Here is a 15,699-nt window from a genome sequence, read left to right on the forward strand (position 1 = left end):
GGCTACGGGGCGGTGCACGAGTCGCTGCCGTTCGCCGCGGCCGTGCTGGCCGCCCTGCGCGCCCGTACCCCGGTCGCCACCGTGCCGCGGGCCCGCTCCGGCGACGACCGGCTGCGCCACCTGAGCGAGCTGCACACGGCGGGGCTGCTCACGGACGCGGAGTACGCGGCGCTGCGGGACCGGTTCGCCGCCGAGTCGCTCTGAGCGGGGCCCGGCGGCTCAGACCTCCCGTGCCGCCGAGGTGAGGCTCATGTCCGGGTAACGGTCCCCCGCCACCTGCGCGGCGATCGGCTCCAGCAGGTCCAGCTCGGCCTGCGTGAGGGTGATCCGGGTCGCCCCGGTGTTCTCGCGCAGCCGTCCGGGCCTGCGGGTGCCGGGGATCGGGACCACGGTCAGCCCGTGCACCTCCGCCCGCTGCTGCACCCAGGCCAGGGCGACCTGCGCCGGGGTCACGCCGCGCTGCGCGGCGATCTCCCGGACCGGGACCAGCAGCTCCGCGTTGGCCTTCGCGTTGGCGCCGTTGAACCGCGGCTGGTGGCGCCGGAAGTCGTCCTGCGACAGCTCCGCGGACGCGTCGGCGAAGGACCCGGTCAGGAAGCCCCGGCCGAGCGGGGAGTACGCCGCGAGGGCCACGCCCAGCTCCGCCGCCGCACCCACCGCGCTGCGCTCCACGTCCCGGCTGAAGAGCGACCACTCCGACTGGAGCGCCGCGATCGGGTGCACGGCGTACGCCTCGCGCAGCTCCGCTCCGGTGACCTCGCTGAGGCCGAGGTGGCGCACCTTGCCCTCGCTCACCAGCTCCGCCATGGCGCCGACCGACTCGGCGAAGGGCACGGCCGGGTCGCGCCGGTGCATGTAGTACAGGTCGATGACGTCCACGCCGAGCCGGCGCAGGCTGGCCTCCACGGCCGCGCGGATGTAGGCGCGGTCGTTGCGGACGCCCCGGTGGTGCGGGTCGTCGGTGCGCTCTATCGCGAACTTCGTCGCCAGCGTGATCTCGTCCCGGTGCGCGGCCACGAAGGGTGCCAGGAACTCTTCGTTGCGCCCCCGCCCGTAGACGTCGGCGGTGTCGAAGAGGGTGACCCCGGCGGCCAGCGCCGCGTCCAGGGTCTCCCGGGCCGCCGTCTCGTCGGTGTCGCCGTAGAACTCGCTCATGCCCATGCAGCCGAGGCCCTGGACGCCGACCAGCGGGCCGCCCTTGCCGAGCTCGACCTGTTCGAGGGTGGTGCCGTGCTCCGTCATTGCTGTGCCTTCCCCGAGACCGTTTTCATGGCGTACATATCGATCTTGTAATCCAGTACGGCGAGCGCGTCCGTGAGCTCCGTGATGCGCGAGCGCACCTCGCGGCGCGTGCGTTCCAGCAGCTCCCGGCGTTCGTCCATGGTGTGCCCGCCCTCGCGGACCAGTTCGGCGTACCGCACCATGTCCGCCACCGACATCCCCGTCGCCCGCAGCTTGCCCACGAAGGCCAGCCAGTCGAGGTCCTTGTCGGTGAAGCGCCGCTGCCCCGAGTGGGAGCGGTCCACGTGCGGCATCAGGCCGATCCGCTCGTACCAGCGCAGGGTGTGCTGGGTCAGACCGGTCCGGGCCTCGACCTCGCTGATCGTGTACCGCGTCTGCGTCAGGCTCTGGCTCATGACCACACGCTAAAACCCTTGAGTGCACTCCAAGCAAGTAGGCTCGGCGGCATGGACAGCGTGGAGGCCGGGAACGGCATGGAAAGCCTGCGGATCATCGAGACCTGGCCGGTGCCGACCGCCGCGGCGGCCGTCGTACGGGCCGACGGGAGCCTGGCGGGCTCCCACGGGCCCCTCGACCACCGGTTCGCCCTGGCCTCGGTCACCAAGCCGCTCACCGCGTACGCCGCCCTCGTCGCGTACGAGGAGGGGGCGATCGAGCTGGACGAGCCGGCCGGGCCCGAGGGGTCGACGGTCCGTCACCTGCTCGCGCACACCAGTGGCCTGGCCTTCGACGAGCACCGGGTGTCCGCCCCGGCCGGGCAGCGCCGGCTGTACTCGAACGCCGGTTTCGAGGAGCTCGGCGACCACATCGCCAAGGCCACCGGCATCCCCTTCGCGGAGTACCTGCACCAGGCGGTCTTCGAGCCGCTGGGCATGACGCGGACCACCCTGGAGGGCTCCCCCGCCAAGGACGGCGTCTCCACCGTCGCCGACCTGGTGCGGTTCGCCGCCGAACTGCAGGCGCCGCGGCTGCTGGACGTCCGTACGGTCGCCGAGGCCACCTCCGTCGTCCACCCCGGGCTCAAGGGCGTCCTGCCGGGCTACGGACACCAGTCCCCCAACGACTGGGGCCTCGGCCTGGAGATCCGCGACCACAAGTCCCCGCACTGGACGGGTGTTTCCTCCTCGCCGCGCACCTTCGGCCACTTCGGCCAGGCCGGCACCTTCCTGTGGGTGGACCCGGACGCGCGCGCCGCGTGCGTGGCGCTGACCGACCGCGCCTTCGGTCCGTGGGCGGCAGAGGCCTGGACCCCCTTCACCGACGCGGTACTGGCCGAGCTCCGCTCCCGCTAGTGCTGTGACGGGAAAGGTTCACCGGGTCACGGCACTAGGCACTCGGAGCCGGCGGGTCGGGGAACTCCCAGATCAGCAGCTCCCCCGGGGACCCGGCGACGACCTCCAGGTCCCGTTCGGCGGTGATGCGTACCGCATCCCCGGGGCCCAGCTCGGCCCCGTCCAGGCGCAGGTCCCCGCGCACCACGTGCAGGTACACCCGGTCCGCCGCGGGTACGGCGACGCGCTCGCCCGCGCCGGGCCGCCGGACGTGCAGTACGGCGCCGGCCGCGAGGACCTCGTAGGGCGCGGCGTCGGCCACCTCCCGGACGACCCCGTACGAGGGCTCGCCGCCCGCGGTGAGGGGCGCGAGCCACATCTGCACGAAGCGCAGCCGCCCGGTGCCGTCGTTGCGCTCCACGTGCCGCGCCCCGGATCCGGCGCTCAGCCGCTGTACGTCCCCGGGCCGCACCACGCTCTTCTCGCCGGTGCTGTCCTGGTGGGTGAGTTCGCCCTCGATCACCCAGGTCACGATCTCGGTGTGGCTGTGCGGGTGCTCGTCGAAGCCGGCGCCCGGTGCGAGGGTCTCCTCGTTGCAGGCGAGGACCGGGCCGAAGCGCAGGTTGTCCGGGTCGTAGAAGGCGCCGAAGGAGAAGGCGTGCCGGGTGGTGATCCCGGAGGCCGGGTCCCCGCCCTCGTACCGGTCGGCGCCGGGGCGAACATCAATCATGGACGCCACGGTAGACCCCGCCGGGGGCCGGGGCGCGGGCCGCGGGCGGGACCGGACTCCGCGCACCCGTCCCGATAAGGCAGTCTTGTCACGTGTCCCAACCCGAACGTGAGCATTCGCCCGCCCCACATGCCGCGCATCCCGCTCCCGCCCATCCGCACACCGCGACGCTCCGCCGACTGGAGAAGTCCGCGGGCCGGCTGGCCGCCAACGCGATCGCGCGCATGGACGAGACCCTGCCGTGGTACCGGGCCATGCCGCCCGAGAACCGGTCCTGGATCGGCCTGGTCGCCCAGGCCGGTATCGCCGCGTTCACGGAGTGGTTCAGGCACCCGGAGACCCCGCAGGCCATCTCCACCGATGTGTTCGGGACGGCTCCGCGCGAGCTGACCCGGGCGATCACCCTGCGCCAGACCGTCGAGATGGTCCGCACCACGATCGAGGTCATGGAGGCCGCGATCGAGGAGGTGGCGGCCCCGGGCGACGAGTCGATCCTGCGCGAGGCACTGCTGGTGTACGCCCGGGAGATCGCCTTCGCGACCGCCCAGGTGTACGCGCAGGCCGCGGAGGCCCGCGGGGCGTGGGACGCCCGGCTGGAGTCCCTCGTCGTCAACGCGGTGCTGTCCGGCGAGGCGGACGAGGGTGCGCTGTCCCGGGCGGCGGCGCTGGGCTGGAACTCCCCCGAGCACGTGTGCGTGGTGCTCGGCACCGCGCCGGAGGGCGACAGCGAGCTGACGGTCGAGGCGATCCGGCGCGCGGCCCGTCACCACAAGCTCCAGGTCCTCACGGGTGTGCTCGGGGACCGGCTGGTCGTCATCGCGGGCGGCAGCGACAACCCGATCCAGGTGGCGAAGTCGCTGATCGGACCGTTCGCGGCGGGTCCGGTGGTCGCCGGACCGGTGGTGTCCGACCTGCTGAACGCGACAAAGTCGGCGCAGGCCGCGGCGGCCGGGCTGAAAGCGTGCACGGCCTGGCAGGATGCCCCTCGGCCGGTCCTGGCGGACGATCTCCTGCCGGAACGGGCCATCGCCTCCGATCCCGCCGCCAGGGATCAGCTGGTGGAGGAGATCTACAGACCACTGGAGGAGGCGGGGTCCGCACTGCTGGAGACCCTGAGCGTCTACCTGGAACAGGCGAGCAGCCTGGAAGGGGCGGCGCGCATGCTGTTCGTGCATCCCAACACGGTGCGCTACCGGCTGCGACGTGTGACCGACGTCACCGGATGGTCTCCTTCTGATGTCCGCTCGGCGTTCACGCTGCGAATCGCCCTGATTCTGGGGCGTCTGGCCGACGGCGACCCCCAGTCCTAGACTTTTGTCGGACATCAACAATTACCCCGACGGTTCTTCGTCCCTGTCCCCACGGGCGGCAGGGACCATCCACAAGAGAGAGTGTGAGGGTGCTCGTACTCGTCGCTCCCGGCCAAGGCGCTCAGACGCCCGGCTTCTTGACTCCCTGGCTCGAACTTCCCGGCGCCGCTGACCGCGTCGCCGAGTGGTCGGACGCCATCGGGCTGGACCTTGCCCACTACGGCACGACCGCGGACGCCGACGCGATCCGCGACACGGCGGTGGCCCAGCCCCTGCTGGTGGCCGCGGGTCTGCTGTCCGCGTCCGCGCTCGGTTCCCCGGCCGTCTTCGGCGCCGTCGCCGGCCACAGCGTCGGCGAGATCACCGCCGCCGCCTACGCCGGCGTGCTGTCCGAGGCCGACGCGCTGTCGTTCGTCCGGACCCGCGGTCTGGGCATGGCCGAGGCCGCCGCCGTCACCGAGACCGGCATGGCCGCGGTCCTCGGCGGCGACCGTGACGTGGTCGTCGCACATCTGGAGAAGCTGGGTCTGACGCCCGCCAACATCAACGGCGCGGGACAGATCGTGGCCGCCGGCACGATGGAGCAGATCGCCGCTCTTGAGGCCGACAAGCCCGAAGGCTCCATGAAGGTCGTCGCCCTCAAGGTCGCGGGCGCCTTCCACACGCACCACATGGCCCCCGCGGTCGCCACGCTGGAGAAGGCCGCCGAGGCCCTCACCCCGGCGGACCCGGCGCTGAAGTACGTCTCCAACAAGGACGGCCTTGTCGTCACCACGGGCGCCGACGTCGTCGCCCGCCTGGTCGGTCAGGTCGCCAATCCGGTCCGCTGGGACCTGTGCATGGAGACGTTCGCCGAGCTGGGCGTCACGGGAATCATCGAGCTCTGCCCCGGTGGCACCCTGACGGGTCTGGCCAAGCGCGCGCTGAAGGGCGTACCGAGCGTGGGTCTGAAGACCCCGGACGACCTCGACAAGGCCGCGGCGCTCATCGCCGAACTGACGGCCTGAGAGTAGGAGCCCACACAGCATGTCCAAGATCAAGCCGGCCAAGGGCTCCCCTTACGCCCGCATCCTCGGTGTCGGCGGCTACCGCCCGACGCGTGTGGTGCCCAACGAGGTCATCCTCGAGACCATCGACTCGTCCGACGAGTGGATCCGTTCCCGCTCCGGCATCGCGACCCGGCACTGGGCCTCGCCGCAGGAGACCGTCGCCGCGATGTCGGTGGAGGCCTCGGGGAAGGCGCTGGCCGACGCCGGCGTCGCCCCGGAGCAGATCGGTGCCGTGATCGTCTCGACGGTCTCGCACTTCAAGCAGACCCCGGCCGTCGCGACCGAGATCGCGCACCGGATCGGCGCGGGCAAGCCCGCGGCCTTCGACATCTCCGCGGGCTGTGCCGGTTTCGGCTACGGCCTGACCCTGGCCAAGGGTCTGGTGGTGGAAGGCTCCGCCGAGTACGTCCTCGTCATCGGCGTGGAGCGGCTCTCGGACCTGACCGACCTGGAGGACCGCGCGACGGCCTTCCTGTTCGGTGACGGTGCCGGCGCCGTGATCGTCGGTCCCTCGGACGAGCCGGCCATCGGCCCCACGGTGTGGGGTTCGGAGGGCGACAAGTCCGAGACGATCAAGCAGACCGTGCCGTGGGACGAGTACCTCGGCAAGGACGGCGGCGAGAAGTTCCCGGCCATCACCCAGGAGGGTCAGGCGGTCTTCCGCTGGGCCGTCTTCGAGATGGCCAAGGTGGCCCAGCAGGCGCTCGACGCCGCCGGGATCACCCCGGACGACCTGGACGTCTTCATTCCGCACCAGGCGAACATGCGGATCATCGACTCGATGGTGAAGACTCTGAAGCTGCCGGAGCACGTCACGGTCGCCCGTGACGTGGAGACCACCGGCAACACCTCGGCCGCCTCGATTCCGCTCGCTATGGAGCGGCTCCTGGCGACCGGAGCGGCGAAGAGCGGCGACACCGCGCTCGTCATCGGCTTCGGGGCGGGACTCGTCTACGCCGCGACGGTCGTTACCCTCCCCTAGGGCCGGGATCCACATCCCACCCTGTTCCACCCCAGTTAGCTAGAGAAGGAGCGCCACATGGCCGCCACGCAGGACGAGATCGTCGCCGGTCTCGCGGACATCGTCAACGAGATCGCCGGCATCCCCGTCGAGGACGTCGAGTTCGGCAAGTCCTTCACGGACGACCTGGACGTCGACTCGCTGTCCATGGTCGAGGTCGTCGTCGCCGCCGAAGAGCGCTTCGACGTCAAGATCCCGGACGAGGACGTCAAGAACCTCAAGACGGTCGGCGACGCCGCTGACTACATCCTGAAGCACCAGGCCTGAGCCTGACGAGCGTTTGTCGCCACCTGGCGGTGGCGCCGTGACAATTCAGCACCCCCTGAGACGTGGAGAAAGAATTCCTGTGAGCCCGACCAATCGCACCGTGGTCGTCACCGGTATCGGCGCAACCACTCCGCTGGGTGGCGACAGCGCTTCGACCTGGGAAGGTCTGCTTGCCGGCCGTTCCGGCGTCAAGCCCCTGGAGGGCGAGCGCTTCGCCGAACTCCCGGTACGCATCGCCGCTCGGGCCGCCGTGGACCCGAGTGAGGTCCTGCCCCGGCCGCTGGCCCGCAAGCTGGACCGCTCGGCGCAGTTCGCCGTCATCGCGGCACGTGAGGCGTGGGCCGACGCCGGCTACACCACCCCGGCCGGCGAAGAGACGGAAGAGGGCGCCTTCATCGCGCCCGAGCGTCTGGGCACCGTGATCGCCTCCGGCATCGGCGGTGTCACCACCCTGCTCGACCAGTACGACGTCCTGAAGGACAAGGGCGTGCGCCGGGTCTCCCCGCACACCGTCCCCATGCTCATGCCGAACGGCCCGTCGGCCAACGTCGGCCTGGAGGTCAACGCCCAGGCGGGCGTGCACACTCCGGTCAGCGCCTGCGCGTCCGGCGCCGAGGCCATCGGCTACGCCGTCGAGATGATCCGCACCGGCCGCGCCGACGTGGTCGTCGCGGGCGGCACCGAGGCGGCGATCCACCCGCTGCCGATCGCCGCGTTCGCCAACATGATGGCGATGTCCAAGAACAACGAGAACCCCGAGCAGGCCTCCCGTCCGTACGACAAGGCCCGTGACGGCTTCGTACTGGGCGAGGGCGCGGGCGTCGTCGTCCTGGAGTCCGCCGAGCACGCCGCCGCGCGCGGTGCCCGGGTCTACTGCGAGGTACTGGGCCAGGGCCTGTCCGCGGACAGCCACCACATCGCGCAGCCGGAGCCCACCGGCCGCGGTGTCGCGGCCGCGGTGCAGAACCTGCTCGACAACACGGGTCTCGACCCGGCCGAGCTGGTCCACCTGAACGCGCACGCCACGTCGACCCCGCAGGGTGACACGGCGGAGCTGAAGGCCCTGCGCAAGGTGCTGGGCGACGACCTCGACCACATCGCGATCTCCGCGACCAAGTCGATGACGGGTCATCTGCTGGGCGGCGCGGGCGGTATCGAGACCGTCGCGACCGTGCTGGCGCTGTACAACCGGCTGGCCCCGCCGACGATCAACGTCGACGAGCTCGATGAGGACATCGACGCGGACATCGTCGTCGGCGAGCCGCGCAAGCTGCCGGCCGACGGCCCGATCTCCGCGATCAACAACTCCTTCGGCTTCGGCGGCCACAACGTGACCCTGGCATTCCGCACGGTCTAGTAGGTCCGAGCCACGCGAAGGGCCCACCCGGTGAATCCGGGTGGGCCTTGCGCGTATCCGCCGCGAGCTCAGACCACCTGGTGGAGCCAGCGGACCGGGGCGCCCTCGCCCGCGTAGCGGAAGGGCTCCAGCTCGTCGTCCCACGGCTTGCCGAGCAGCTTGGCGATCTCCGCCTCCAGGTCGGTCTCGCCGCGTGCGGACCGGGCGAGGGCGGCGCGCAGCCGGTCCTCCGGGATCAGGATGTCGCCGTGCATACCGGTGACGGCGTGGAAGATGCCGAGTTCCGGGGTGGAGCTGTAGCGCTCGCCCTCGGCGGTCGGGCAGGGTTCCGCGGTCACCTCGAAGCGCAGCAGGTGCCAGCCGCGCAGCGCGGAGGCGAGTTTCGAGGCGGTGCCCGCTTCGGCATGCCAGGAGAACTCGGCTCTCCAGGTACTCGGGGAGGCGGGCTGTCTGATCCAGTCGAGGTTCACCCGCACCCCGAGCACGCCCGCAACAGCCCATTCCACATGCGGGCAGAGCGCGCGCGGTGCGGAATGCACGTACAGAACTCCACGTGTCGTCACCGGGACCTCCAGGGTGGGACGAGGTCGGGAATAAACTCCAGAAAACGGACAGTATGTGACGTGATGTAATGTAACGGAAATTATTTGACATTGCGCTACGGGACCTGCGGCCGAAACGCCACGGGAAAAAGCTACCGTGCGCCGGGGGTCAAGGTGTGACGTACGGTCGCTCCAAGACCCGTAAACACAGAGCTTTCACTCAGCAGGACCCCCCGAAGGATGAGGGGACGACAAAGAGGGGCCCTTCCCATGCGCACCACCGTTCCGCGCCGCCGCGCGCGCCGGACGCTCGCGGGCGCGGGCGCGGCGGTCGCCCTGCTGGCCGGGGCGGCCACCGGGTGCAGCTCGGGCGGGTCGGGCGGGCAGGGCGGCGAACGCGGGGCGCAGAGCGCACCGCGCTGGAACACGGCACCCACCTCGATCGCCGCCGTCGGCGACTCCATCACACGGGGGTTCGACGCCTGTTCGGTGCTGGCCGACTGCCCGGAGGTCTCCTGGGCGACCGGGAACGACCCGGCGGTCCGCTCCCTCGCCGCCCGGCTGCTCGGGGACGCCGAGGCGCCCGCACGGAGCTGGAACTACGCGGTGACCGGCTCGCGCATGGCGGACCTGCCGGCCCAGCTGGCCGCGGCCGCCGCGCACAAGCCCGACCTGGTCACGGTCATGGTGGGCTCGAACGACGCCTGCCGGCCCACGGCTTCGTCGATGACCCCGGTGGCGGAGTTCCGGTCCGGATTCGAGAAGGCGATCGCGGACCTGCGGGCCGCCTCCCCCGCCTCCCAGGTGTACGTCTCCAGCGTGCCGGACCTGCAGCGGCTGTGGGAGCAGGGCAAGGACCTGCCGATGGTGCGGCAGATCTGGAAGCTGGGCATCTGTCAGTCCATGCTCGCCGATCCGCTGTCGGCGGCCACGGGAGCGACGGCCCGGCGCGGGGAGGTGCGGGCGCGGGTGGTGGAGTACAACGAGGTGCTGCGCGAGGTCTGCGCGAAGGACGCGCTGTGCCGCTACGACGGCGGAGCGGTGTTCCAGTACCCCTTCGCGGCGGATCAGTTGAGCCGCTGGGACTGGTTCCATCCGGGCAAGGACGGGCAGGCGCGGCTCGCGGAACTGGCGCACCGCCAGGTGACGGCGGCCGAACCGCCGCGTTGACGCCCCGGCGTGCGGAGGGTCCGGCGGGGAACCTCCCAGCGGTAGCTGGGGAGGGTGTCAGGACCCGCCCCCGGACCGGCCCTCAGGGGTGTTTTCCGGCCATACGGCGTGTCACGTGATGTCGAGCGTCGCCGTCAGCCGGGTGTCACCGTGCGAGTGGCTCGCGCGGACCTCGTAGGTGCCGCCGATCCGCCGCCAGCCGCGGGTCTCCTCGTCCCAGATCTCGAAGGCCCGGGTGGGCAGGGCGATCTCGGTCTCGACACTCTCGCCGGCACCCGCCGCTACGCCCGCGAAGGCGGCCAGCCAGCTCGCCGGGCGCTCCACACCGTCCCGCCGGGGCGCCAGGTAGACCTGGACGACCTCGCGGCCGGGGCGGGGGCCGGTGTTGGTGAGGCGGACCCGCACCGTGTCGGCGGTGACCTCCAGGGAGTCGTACGTCCAGTCGGTGTAGCCGAGTCCGTGCCCGAAGGGGTAGGCGGGTGTCACGCCGTGCTTCTCGTACGCCCGGTAGCCGATGAAGAGCCCCTCGCCGTACTCCAGTCGTCCGCCGGTCGGGACGACCTCGGTGACGGGCGCGTCCGCGAACCGCGCGGGCCAGGTGGTGGGCAGCCGCCCGCCCGGCTCCGCGTCGCCGAGGAGTACGTCGGCCAGGGCGGCCCCGCCCTCCTGCCCGGGGAACCAGGTCAGCAGGACGGCGGCCACGTCCTCGCGCCACGGGAGTTCCACCGGCGAGCCCGCGTTGACGACGACCACCGTGTTCGGGTTGACCGCGGCGACGGCGCGCACCAGGTCGTCCTGGCGGCCCGGGAGGGTGAGGTCCCGGCGGTCGAAACCCTCGGACTCCACGCGCTCGGTGGTGGCGACGACCACGACCGCGGTGTCGGCCTCGCGCGCGGCGGCCACGGCCTCGGCGATCAGCTCGTCGGCGTCGCGCCGGGGGGCGAGGTGGAGCAGCGAGAACATGATCGCCCTGAGCGGCAGTGTGGACATGTCGGGGACCTGGAAGGTCAGGGACACCTCGACGGGCTCGCCCTCGGCGAGGGTGAGGCGGGCCCGCTCGGCGGGGGCTCCGAAGAAGGCCTCGAAGGGGTCGGCCTCGTCGCCCATCTCCTGGACGCCGCTCCACAGGGCCTCGCCACCGACGGCCAGGGCGAAGGCGCCGAGTCCGCGGGTGCCGAAGGCGTGCTCGCCGCTCTCGCGCGGCACGAACGTACCGCGGACCTCGACGCTCGCCATGGTCTCGTACGTGACCCCCGCGGGCAGGTCGTCGCCGATCCACTGGACCTGACCGGAGGGCAGGCCGCCTTCGCCGAGGACGGTCCCGGAAGCGTCGCGGCAGACGGCGTGCAGCTCGAATCCCTGACCGGCGGGGGTGAGCTCGTCGGAGGGGTCGGCGCCGACGCTGTAGGTCAGTGCGCCCTCGGGGAGGGCGGCGGTGAGGCCGTCGAGCGGGGCGATCAGCCGTTCGGGGAAGACGGTGGCGCTGCCGCCGCCGAGGACGCGGGCGTCGCGGGCGGCCGCGCCCGAGAGGGCGACCGTTCCGCCGGCGGCCGCGTCGAGCGGCAGCGCCCCCTCGTTGCGGACCAGGACGAAGCCTCGGGCGGCGAGTTCGCGGGCCAGCGCCTGGCCGTCGATCGGGGCCGGAGCGCCCTCCACGACGGCGGGGGCACCCTCCAGGACGCCGACGCGGGCGGCGAGGCGCAGGACGTTGCGCACGGCCTCGTCCACGGCGGGCTCGGGGACCTCGCCGGCGCGGACGGCCTCGGCGAGGGCGGGGCCGTAGACGGTGGTGGGGCCGGGCATGGCCACGTCCATGCCGCCCAGGACGGCGCCGGTGGTGGAGCGGGCGGCCATCCAGTCGGAGACGTTGCAGCCGTCGAAGCCCCATTCGGCGCGCAGCACCTCGTTCACCAGGTACCGGTGCTCGGTCATGGTCGTGCCGTTGACCCGGTTGTAGGCGGTCATGATGCCCCAGGGGTGGGCGTTGGCGACGATGGCCTCGAAGGGCGCCAGGTACAGCTCGCGCAGCGGGCGCGGGGCGATGACGCTGTCGACGGTGAACCGGTCGGTCTCGGCGTCGTTGCCGACGAAGTGCTTGACGGTGGTGCCGACCCCGCCGTCCTGGACGCCGTTCACATAGCCCGCTCCGACGGCGCCGGTGAGGTACGGGTCCTCGGAGTAGCACTCGAAGTGCCGGCCGCCGAGGGGGGAGCGGTGCAGGTTGACGGTGGGCGCGAGGAGGACGTGCACGCCCTTGCGGCGGGCCTCCTGGGCGAGGAGCCGGCCGGCGCGGCGGGCGAGCTCGGGGTCCCAGGCGGCGGCGAGCGCGGTCGGGGACGGCAGGGCGACGGACGGGTCGTCGGCGGTCCAGCGGACGCCGCGGACCCCGACGGGCCCGTCGGAGAAGACCAGGGACTCCAGCCCGATCGCGGGGACGCCGGGCAGGGACCACATGTCCTGGCCGGCCAGCAGCCGGGCCTTGGTGTCGAGGTCCAGTTTGCCCAGCGCCGCCTCGACGGCGTCGTCGCGGACCTGATCGCGGACCCGATCGCGGACCTGATCGGCATCGGTCACGGCCGTGCCTCCTCGTTGAGTGCGGTGCGGTGGGTGCGGGGTGCGGTGCCCCCCATCGTGGACCTGATACCTGTTGAACGGTAGGATTCGTGATGTGTTCGTGATATTCGGATCCCGTACGGTCCTACGGGCAGGGCGCAGCGCGTGAACGGGAAGGGTGTCGGGCCGATGGTCAGGGCGAGGAGCGAGGAGCGCCGCGGGGAGATCGTCCGCGCGGCCGTCGAGGTCATCGCGGAGCGCGGCTACCGGGGCGCGTCCCTGGCCACCGTCGCCGAACGCGTGGGCCTGACCCAGCAGGGCCTGTTGCACCACTTCCCGACCAAGGAGGCCCTGCTGGTCGCGGTGCTGGAGGAACGCGACCGCTGGGACACGGGCGGCGGCTCGCGCTCCGGGGCCGACACCTGGCGCCTCGACCTGCTGGACTCGCTGGTCGAGTACAACGCCATGCGCCCGGGCATCGTGCAGACCTTCTCGGCGCTGCTGGGCGAGAGCGTCACCGACGGACACCCGGCCCGGGAGTTCTTCACCGAGCGCTACGCCCAGGTCCGCTCGGAGATGGCGGCGGTGCTGCGCGCCGAGTTCGGCGACAGGCTCCCCTCCGGCCTCACCCCCGAGCAGGTGGCCCCGCTGCTGACGGCGGTCATGGACGGCCTCCAGTACCAGTGGCTGCTGGCCCCCGAATCGGTGGACATGCCCGCCGCCTTCCGCTCCTTCCTGACCCTGCTGCGGGGTCCGGACGCGGGGTAGGTCACGTCTTGCCGATCAGCCGGCCGGAGCGCGCAGAGGTCCCGGGCCGCGAGTTCCGGGCGGCCCGCGAGGCGGCACGAGCCGCGCCCAGGCCGGGCAGCGGGGCGTGCGCGGTGGCCAGGGCCACGTCCTTCGCCGCCAGGGCCACCGGGAAGCGGGAGCCGCCGGCGAAGGTACGGACGACCGCGCCGCCGGGCTGGCATCCTGACCTCGTGAAGATAGCCGCGGCACAGCTGACCTGCGCCCCCGCCGATGTCCGGGCCAACGTCGCGCGGGCCGCGGACCTCGCCGGCGCGGCCCGCGAACAGGGCGCCGAACTGGTGGTGTTCCCCGAGCTCGGGCTCACCGGTTACGAGCTCGCCGCGCTGGCCGCCGACCCGGGCCTGTGGACGGCCGCCGACGACCCCCGGCTGGATCCGCTGCGCTCTGCCGGGATCGCCACCGCGGTGAACGTCGCCCTGCCCGCCGGCGGTCCGCGCCCCGTCCTCGCGACACTGGTCCACGACGCGGACGGCGCGCACGTGACGACGTACGTGAAGCAGCACCTGTACCAGCACGAGCGGGAGGTCTTCGGGCGCGGCGAGGGTGACGGGCGCTTCGAGCTCGGCGGGATCCGCTTCTCCCTGGGCATCTGCTTCGACAACCACTTCCCCGAACTGCCCGGCCGGGGCGCGGCCGACGGCTGCCGGGTGCACCTGGCGAGCTCCCTGTACGGGACGGGCGAGGGGATCCAGGAGCGCGCCACCGTGTACCCCGGGATCGCGCGGGAGCACGGCCTGTACGTGGTCCTCGCCAACCACGTCGGCCCGGCCGGCCGGTGGACCGGCTGCGGCCGCTCGGCCGTGTGGGCCCCCGGCGGCGCCCTGCTGGCGGAGGCGGACGACCGCACGCCCTCGGTGGTGACGGCCTCGGTCGCGACGGCCGCGGTGTGATGAGGTGGGCGCCATGAGCGACTTCGAGACGATCACGGTTCCGGAACGCCTCCACGGATATCCGGGGGTGGCCTTCGGCGGCTACGTGGCGGGCGTACTGGCCGCCCGGGCCGCCGCGAAGGACATACGGGTGGACTTCCGGCGGCCCGTGCCGACCGGGGCACCGGTACGGCTCGCCACGACCGCGGACGGCGGCTGCGAGCTGACGGACGGCGAGCTGCTGCTGGCCGTGGCCACCCCGGTCGGGACGCCCGCCGCGCACTGCCCCGAAACCCCCTCCTGGGGCCAGGCGGTGGCGGCGGCGGAGGCCTTCCGGGCGGACCCGCCGGACGGTCAGGCCGACTGCTTCGGCTGCGGCCTGGAGCGGACGCCCGCCACCGGGCTGCGCCTGCACTGCGGTACGGTGCCGGGCCGCGAGCTGGTCGCCGCCGCCTGGACGCCCGCGCCCGAACTCGGGGGCTCCGACGGGCTGCTGCCGCCCGAGCTGGTGTGGGGCGCGCTGGACTGCCCCGGGAACGCGGCCGGGCGGCTGCTCGACGGCCGCCGGGCCGGGGCGGTCACCGCCGCGCTCGGCGCGCGGCTGCTGCGGCCGGTGCCGGTGGGCGAGGGGCTCGTCTCGTACGCCTGGATGCTGTCGTCCTCGGGCCGCAAGTACACCGTGGGCACGGCCCTGGCCACGGCCGACGGCGACCTGTGCGCCGTCGGCGAGGCGCTGTGGGTGGAGCCGCGCGCCTGAGCCGTCTCTCCGGATCCTGCCGGGCCCGGCCCGCCCGGCACGATCCGGAAGAGACGGCCTGGGGCCTCACGCGGTGTCGGGCAGCAGGTGCTTGCTGCCCCACCTCCCCAGGGGCTCCAGGGCCGCGTTCAGGTCCTGGCCCAGGGGGGTCAGGGAGTACTCGACGCGCGGTGGGACCTCCTCGTACACCTCGCGGTGCACGATGCCGTCGCTCTCCAGCTCGCGCAGCTGGGCGGCGAGCACCTTCTCGGAGACACCGGGGACGAGCCTGCGCAGTTCACCGAACCGGCGCGGGCGCTGATCCAGCTCCCACAGGAGCGACACTTTCCACTTTCCGTCGATCACGGACATCGCCGCGGCGATCCCGCAGTGATCCGCACCGGGCCTTCGTGTCACCGCCATCGCGCACCCTCCCCCACCTGCTCGCTCACCTTGGGGTAACCACCCACTCCAAAGTGCGTACTTGAGCGCTCCGGCGCCTGCCGACAGGCTAAACGTCATGACCGACACCCACACCGCAGCGCAGCACTCCCTCACCCTCCTCGGCCTCGGCGACATGGGCACCGCCATCGCCCGCACCTGGCTCGCCGCCGGGCATCCCCTGACCGTCTGGAACCGCACCCCCGCCAAGGCCGGGGCACTGGCCGCCGAAGGGGCCGCCGTCGCGGCGAGCGCGGCCGACGCGGTCGCCGCGAGCGCGCTGGTCGTGGTCTGTCTGCTGGACGACGTGAGCGTCGGCTCGACCCTGGAG

18 protein-coding genes and 1 pseudogene are annotated in these 15,699 nt (G+C 72.6%); 12 read left to right on the top strand and 7 right to left on the bottom strand.

Annotated elements, in window-relative coordinates; translation table 11 throughout:
- Positions 1-204: pseudogene (locus ACWGIU_RS09930) on the top strand (DUF4429 domain-containing protein); the annotation flags it as partial.
- A 15-nt stretch (positions 205-219) separates the two neighbouring features.
- Here the strand turns inward: ACWGIU_RS09930 and ACWGIU_RS09935 are convergent.
- Positions 220-1,242, bottom strand: a complete 1,023-nt coding sequence (locus tag ACWGIU_RS09935) for an aldo/keto reductase (protein ID WP_453704144.1) — start codon at positions 1,240-1,242, stop codon at positions 220-222.
- On the bottom strand, positions 1,239-1,637 hold the full coding sequence (locus ACWGIU_RS09940; protein ID WP_453704146.1) for a MerR family transcriptional regulator: 399 nt from the start codon (positions 1,635-1,637) through the stop codon (positions 1,239-1,241). Before ACWGIU_RS09940 ends, ACWGIU_RS09935 begins: the two co-directional genes overlap by 4 nt.
- Before the next feature lie 78 nt (positions 1,638-1,715).
- Here ACWGIU_RS09940 and ACWGIU_RS09945 point away from each other — a divergent pair, with 78 nt between their 5' ends.
- Positions 1,716-2,534 carry a serine hydrolase domain-containing protein gene (locus tag ACWGIU_RS09945; RefSeq protein ID WP_453704175.1) on the top strand — a complete coding sequence of 273 codons (819 nt, stop codon included), beginning with the start codon at positions 1,716-1,718 and terminating at the stop codon, positions 2,532-2,534.
- A gap of 34 nt (positions 2,535-2,568) precedes the next feature.
- On the opposite strand, the gene ACWGIU_RS09950 is transcribed toward ACWGIU_RS09945, so the two are convergent.
- The gene (locus ACWGIU_RS09950; RefSeq protein WP_453704148.1) at positions 2,569-3,243 is read right to left on the bottom strand and encodes a pirin family protein; all 675 of its coding nucleotides are present in this window, start codon (positions 3,241-3,243) and stop codon (positions 2,569-2,571) included.
- Between the two features lie 92 nt (positions 3,244-3,335).
- On the opposite strand from ACWGIU_RS09950, the gene ACWGIU_RS09955 reads away from it, so the two are divergent.
- The 5 genes from ACWGIU_RS09955 to ACWGIU_RS09975 all read left to right on the top strand — a co-directional run bounded on the left by ACWGIU_RS09955 (position 3,336) and on the right by ACWGIU_RS09975 (position 8,247).
- Positions 3,336-4,553: a PucR family transcriptional regulator gene (locus ACWGIU_RS09955; protein WP_453704150.1), complete on the top strand. Its 1,218-nt coding sequence runs from the start codon at positions 3,336-3,338 to the stop codon at positions 4,551-4,553.
- A gap of 83 nt (positions 4,554-4,636) precedes the next feature.
- Entirely contained in the window at positions 4,637-5,560 is a 924-nt protein-coding gene (locus ACWGIU_RS09960) for an ACP S-malonyltransferase (RefSeq protein WP_453704152.1), read from the top strand.
- Positions 5,561-5,579: 19 nt separating this feature from the next.
- Positions 5,580-6,584, top strand: coding sequence for a beta-ketoacyl-ACP synthase 3 (locus ACWGIU_RS09965; RefSeq protein WP_453704154.1), 1,005 nt, complete (start codon positions 5,580-5,582; stop codon positions 6,582-6,584).
- A 57-nt stretch (positions 6,585-6,641) separates the two neighbouring features.
- Entirely contained in the window at positions 6,642-6,890 is a 249-nt protein-coding gene (locus ACWGIU_RS09970; RefSeq protein ID WP_453704156.1) for an acyl carrier protein, read from the top strand.
- A gap of 79 nt (positions 6,891-6,969) precedes the next feature.
- Complete coding sequence (locus tag ACWGIU_RS09975) at positions 6,970-8,247, top strand: beta-ketoacyl-[acyl-carrier-protein] synthase family protein (RefSeq protein ID WP_453704158.1); 1,278 nt, start codon at positions 6,970-6,972, stop codon at positions 8,245-8,247.
- A 68-nt stretch (positions 8,248-8,315) separates the two neighbouring features.
- Here ACWGIU_RS09975 and ACWGIU_RS09980 read toward each other — a convergent pair whose 3' ends face one another.
- Entirely contained in the window at positions 8,316-8,810 is a 495-nt protein-coding gene (locus tag ACWGIU_RS09980) for a DUF3145 domain-containing protein (RefSeq protein ID WP_453704160.1), read from the bottom strand.
- 249 nt (positions 8,811-9,059) lie between these two features.
- Here ACWGIU_RS09980 and ACWGIU_RS09985 point away from each other — a divergent pair, with 249 nt between their 5' ends.
- Complete coding sequence (locus ACWGIU_RS09985; protein WP_453704162.1) at positions 9,060-9,959, top strand: SGNH/GDSL hydrolase family protein; 900 nt, start codon at positions 9,060-9,062, stop codon at positions 9,957-9,959.
- Between the two features lie 111 nt (positions 9,960-10,070).
- Here the strand turns inward: ACWGIU_RS09985 and ACWGIU_RS09990 are convergent, their stop codons facing one another.
- The gene (locus tag ACWGIU_RS09990; protein WP_453704164.1) at positions 10,071-12,533 is read right to left on the bottom strand and encodes a glycoside hydrolase family 3 C-terminal domain-containing protein; all 2,463 of its coding nucleotides are present in this window, start codon (positions 12,531-12,533) and stop codon (positions 10,071-10,073) included.
- Positions 12,534-12,701: 168 nt separating this feature from the next.
- Here ACWGIU_RS09990 and ACWGIU_RS09995 point away from each other — a divergent pair, with 168 nt between their 5' ends.
- Entirely contained in the window at positions 12,702-13,280 is a 579-nt protein-coding gene (locus ACWGIU_RS09995) for a TetR/AcrR family transcriptional regulator (RefSeq protein WP_453704166.1), read from the top strand.
- Between the two features lies 1 nt (position 13,281).
- On the opposite strand, the gene ACWGIU_RS10000 is transcribed toward ACWGIU_RS09995, so the two are convergent.
- Positions 13,282-13,428: a hypothetical protein gene (locus tag ACWGIU_RS10000; RefSeq protein ID WP_453704168.1), complete on the bottom strand. Its 147-nt coding sequence runs from the start codon at positions 13,426-13,428 to the stop codon at positions 13,282-13,284.
- A gap of 64 nt (positions 13,429-13,492) precedes the next feature.
- Here ACWGIU_RS10000 and ACWGIU_RS10005 point away from each other — a divergent pair, with 64 nt between their 5' ends.
- Together ACWGIU_RS10005 and ACWGIU_RS10010 are read left to right on the top strand one after the other, a co-directional pair.
- Positions 13,493-14,212: a carbon-nitrogen hydrolase family protein gene (locus tag ACWGIU_RS10005; RefSeq protein WP_453704169.1), complete on the top strand. Its 720-nt coding sequence runs from the start codon at positions 13,493-13,495 to the stop codon at positions 14,210-14,212.
- Positions 14,213-14,225: 13 nt separating this feature from the next.
- A complete protein-coding gene (locus ACWGIU_RS10010; protein ID WP_453704171.1) occupies positions 14,226-14,948 on the top strand; it encodes a hypothetical protein in 723 nt (240 codons plus the stop codon).
- 66 nt (positions 14,949-15,014) lie between these two features.
- On the opposite strand, the gene ACWGIU_RS10015 is transcribed toward ACWGIU_RS10010, so the two are convergent.
- On the bottom strand, positions 15,015-15,350 hold the full coding sequence (locus ACWGIU_RS10015) for a winged helix-turn-helix transcriptional regulator (protein WP_453704173.1): 336 nt from the start codon (positions 15,348-15,350) through the stop codon (positions 15,015-15,017).
- Between the two features lie 97 nt (positions 15,351-15,447).
- Here ACWGIU_RS10015 and ACWGIU_RS10020 point away from each other — a divergent pair.
- Positions 15,448-15,699: NAD(P)-binding domain-containing protein (locus ACWGIU_RS10020; RefSeq protein WP_453704174.1), on the top strand; the 252-nt coding region annotated here is incomplete at its 3' end.

Source organism: Streptomyces sp. NPDC054840 (genome assembly GCF_053611065.1).

What these genes read in the sequence shown, in the direction of transcription:
- ACWGIU_RS09965 (WP_453704154.1), top strand. Translation starts at nt 5,580, where the DNA reads ATGTCCAAGATCAAGCCGGCCAAGGGCTCCCCTTACGCCCGCATCCTC.
- ACWGIU_RS09945 (WP_453704175.1), top strand. Translation starts at nt 1,716, where the DNA reads ATGGAAAGCCTGCGGATCATCGAGACCTGGCCGGTGCCGACCGCCGCG.
- ACWGIU_RS10010 (WP_453704171.1), top strand. Translation starts at nt 14,226, where the DNA reads ATGAGCGACTTCGAGACGATCACGGTTCCGGAACGCCTCCACGGATAT.
- ACWGIU_RS09940 (WP_453704146.1), bottom strand. Translation starts at nt 1,637, where the DNA reads ATGAGCCAGAGCCTGACGCAGACGCGGTACACGATCAGCGAGGTCGAG.
- ACWGIU_RS10015 (WP_453704173.1), bottom strand. Translation starts at nt 15,350, where the DNA reads ATGGCGGTGACACGAAGGCCCGGTGCGGATCACTGCGGGATCGCCGCG.
- ACWGIU_RS09970 (WP_453704156.1), top strand. Translation starts at nt 6,642, where the DNA reads ATGGCCGCCACGCAGGACGAGATCGTCGCCGGTCTCGCGGACATCGTC.
- ACWGIU_RS09995 (WP_453704166.1), top strand. Translation starts at nt 12,702, where the DNA reads ATGGTCAGGGCGAGGAGCGAGGAGCGCCGCGGGGAGATCGTCCGCGCG.
- ACWGIU_RS09935 (WP_453704144.1), bottom strand. Translation starts at nt 1,242, where the DNA reads ATGACGGAGCACGGCACCACCCTCGAACAGGTCGAGCTCGGCAAGGGC.
- ACWGIU_RS09985 (WP_453704162.1), top strand. Translation starts at nt 9,060, where the DNA reads ATGCGCACCACCGTTCCGCGCCGCCGCGCGCGCCGGACGCTCGCGGGC.
- ACWGIU_RS09950 (WP_453704148.1), bottom strand. Translation starts at nt 3,243, where the DNA reads ATGATTGATGTTCGCCCCGGCGCCGACCGGTACGAGGGCGGGGACCCG.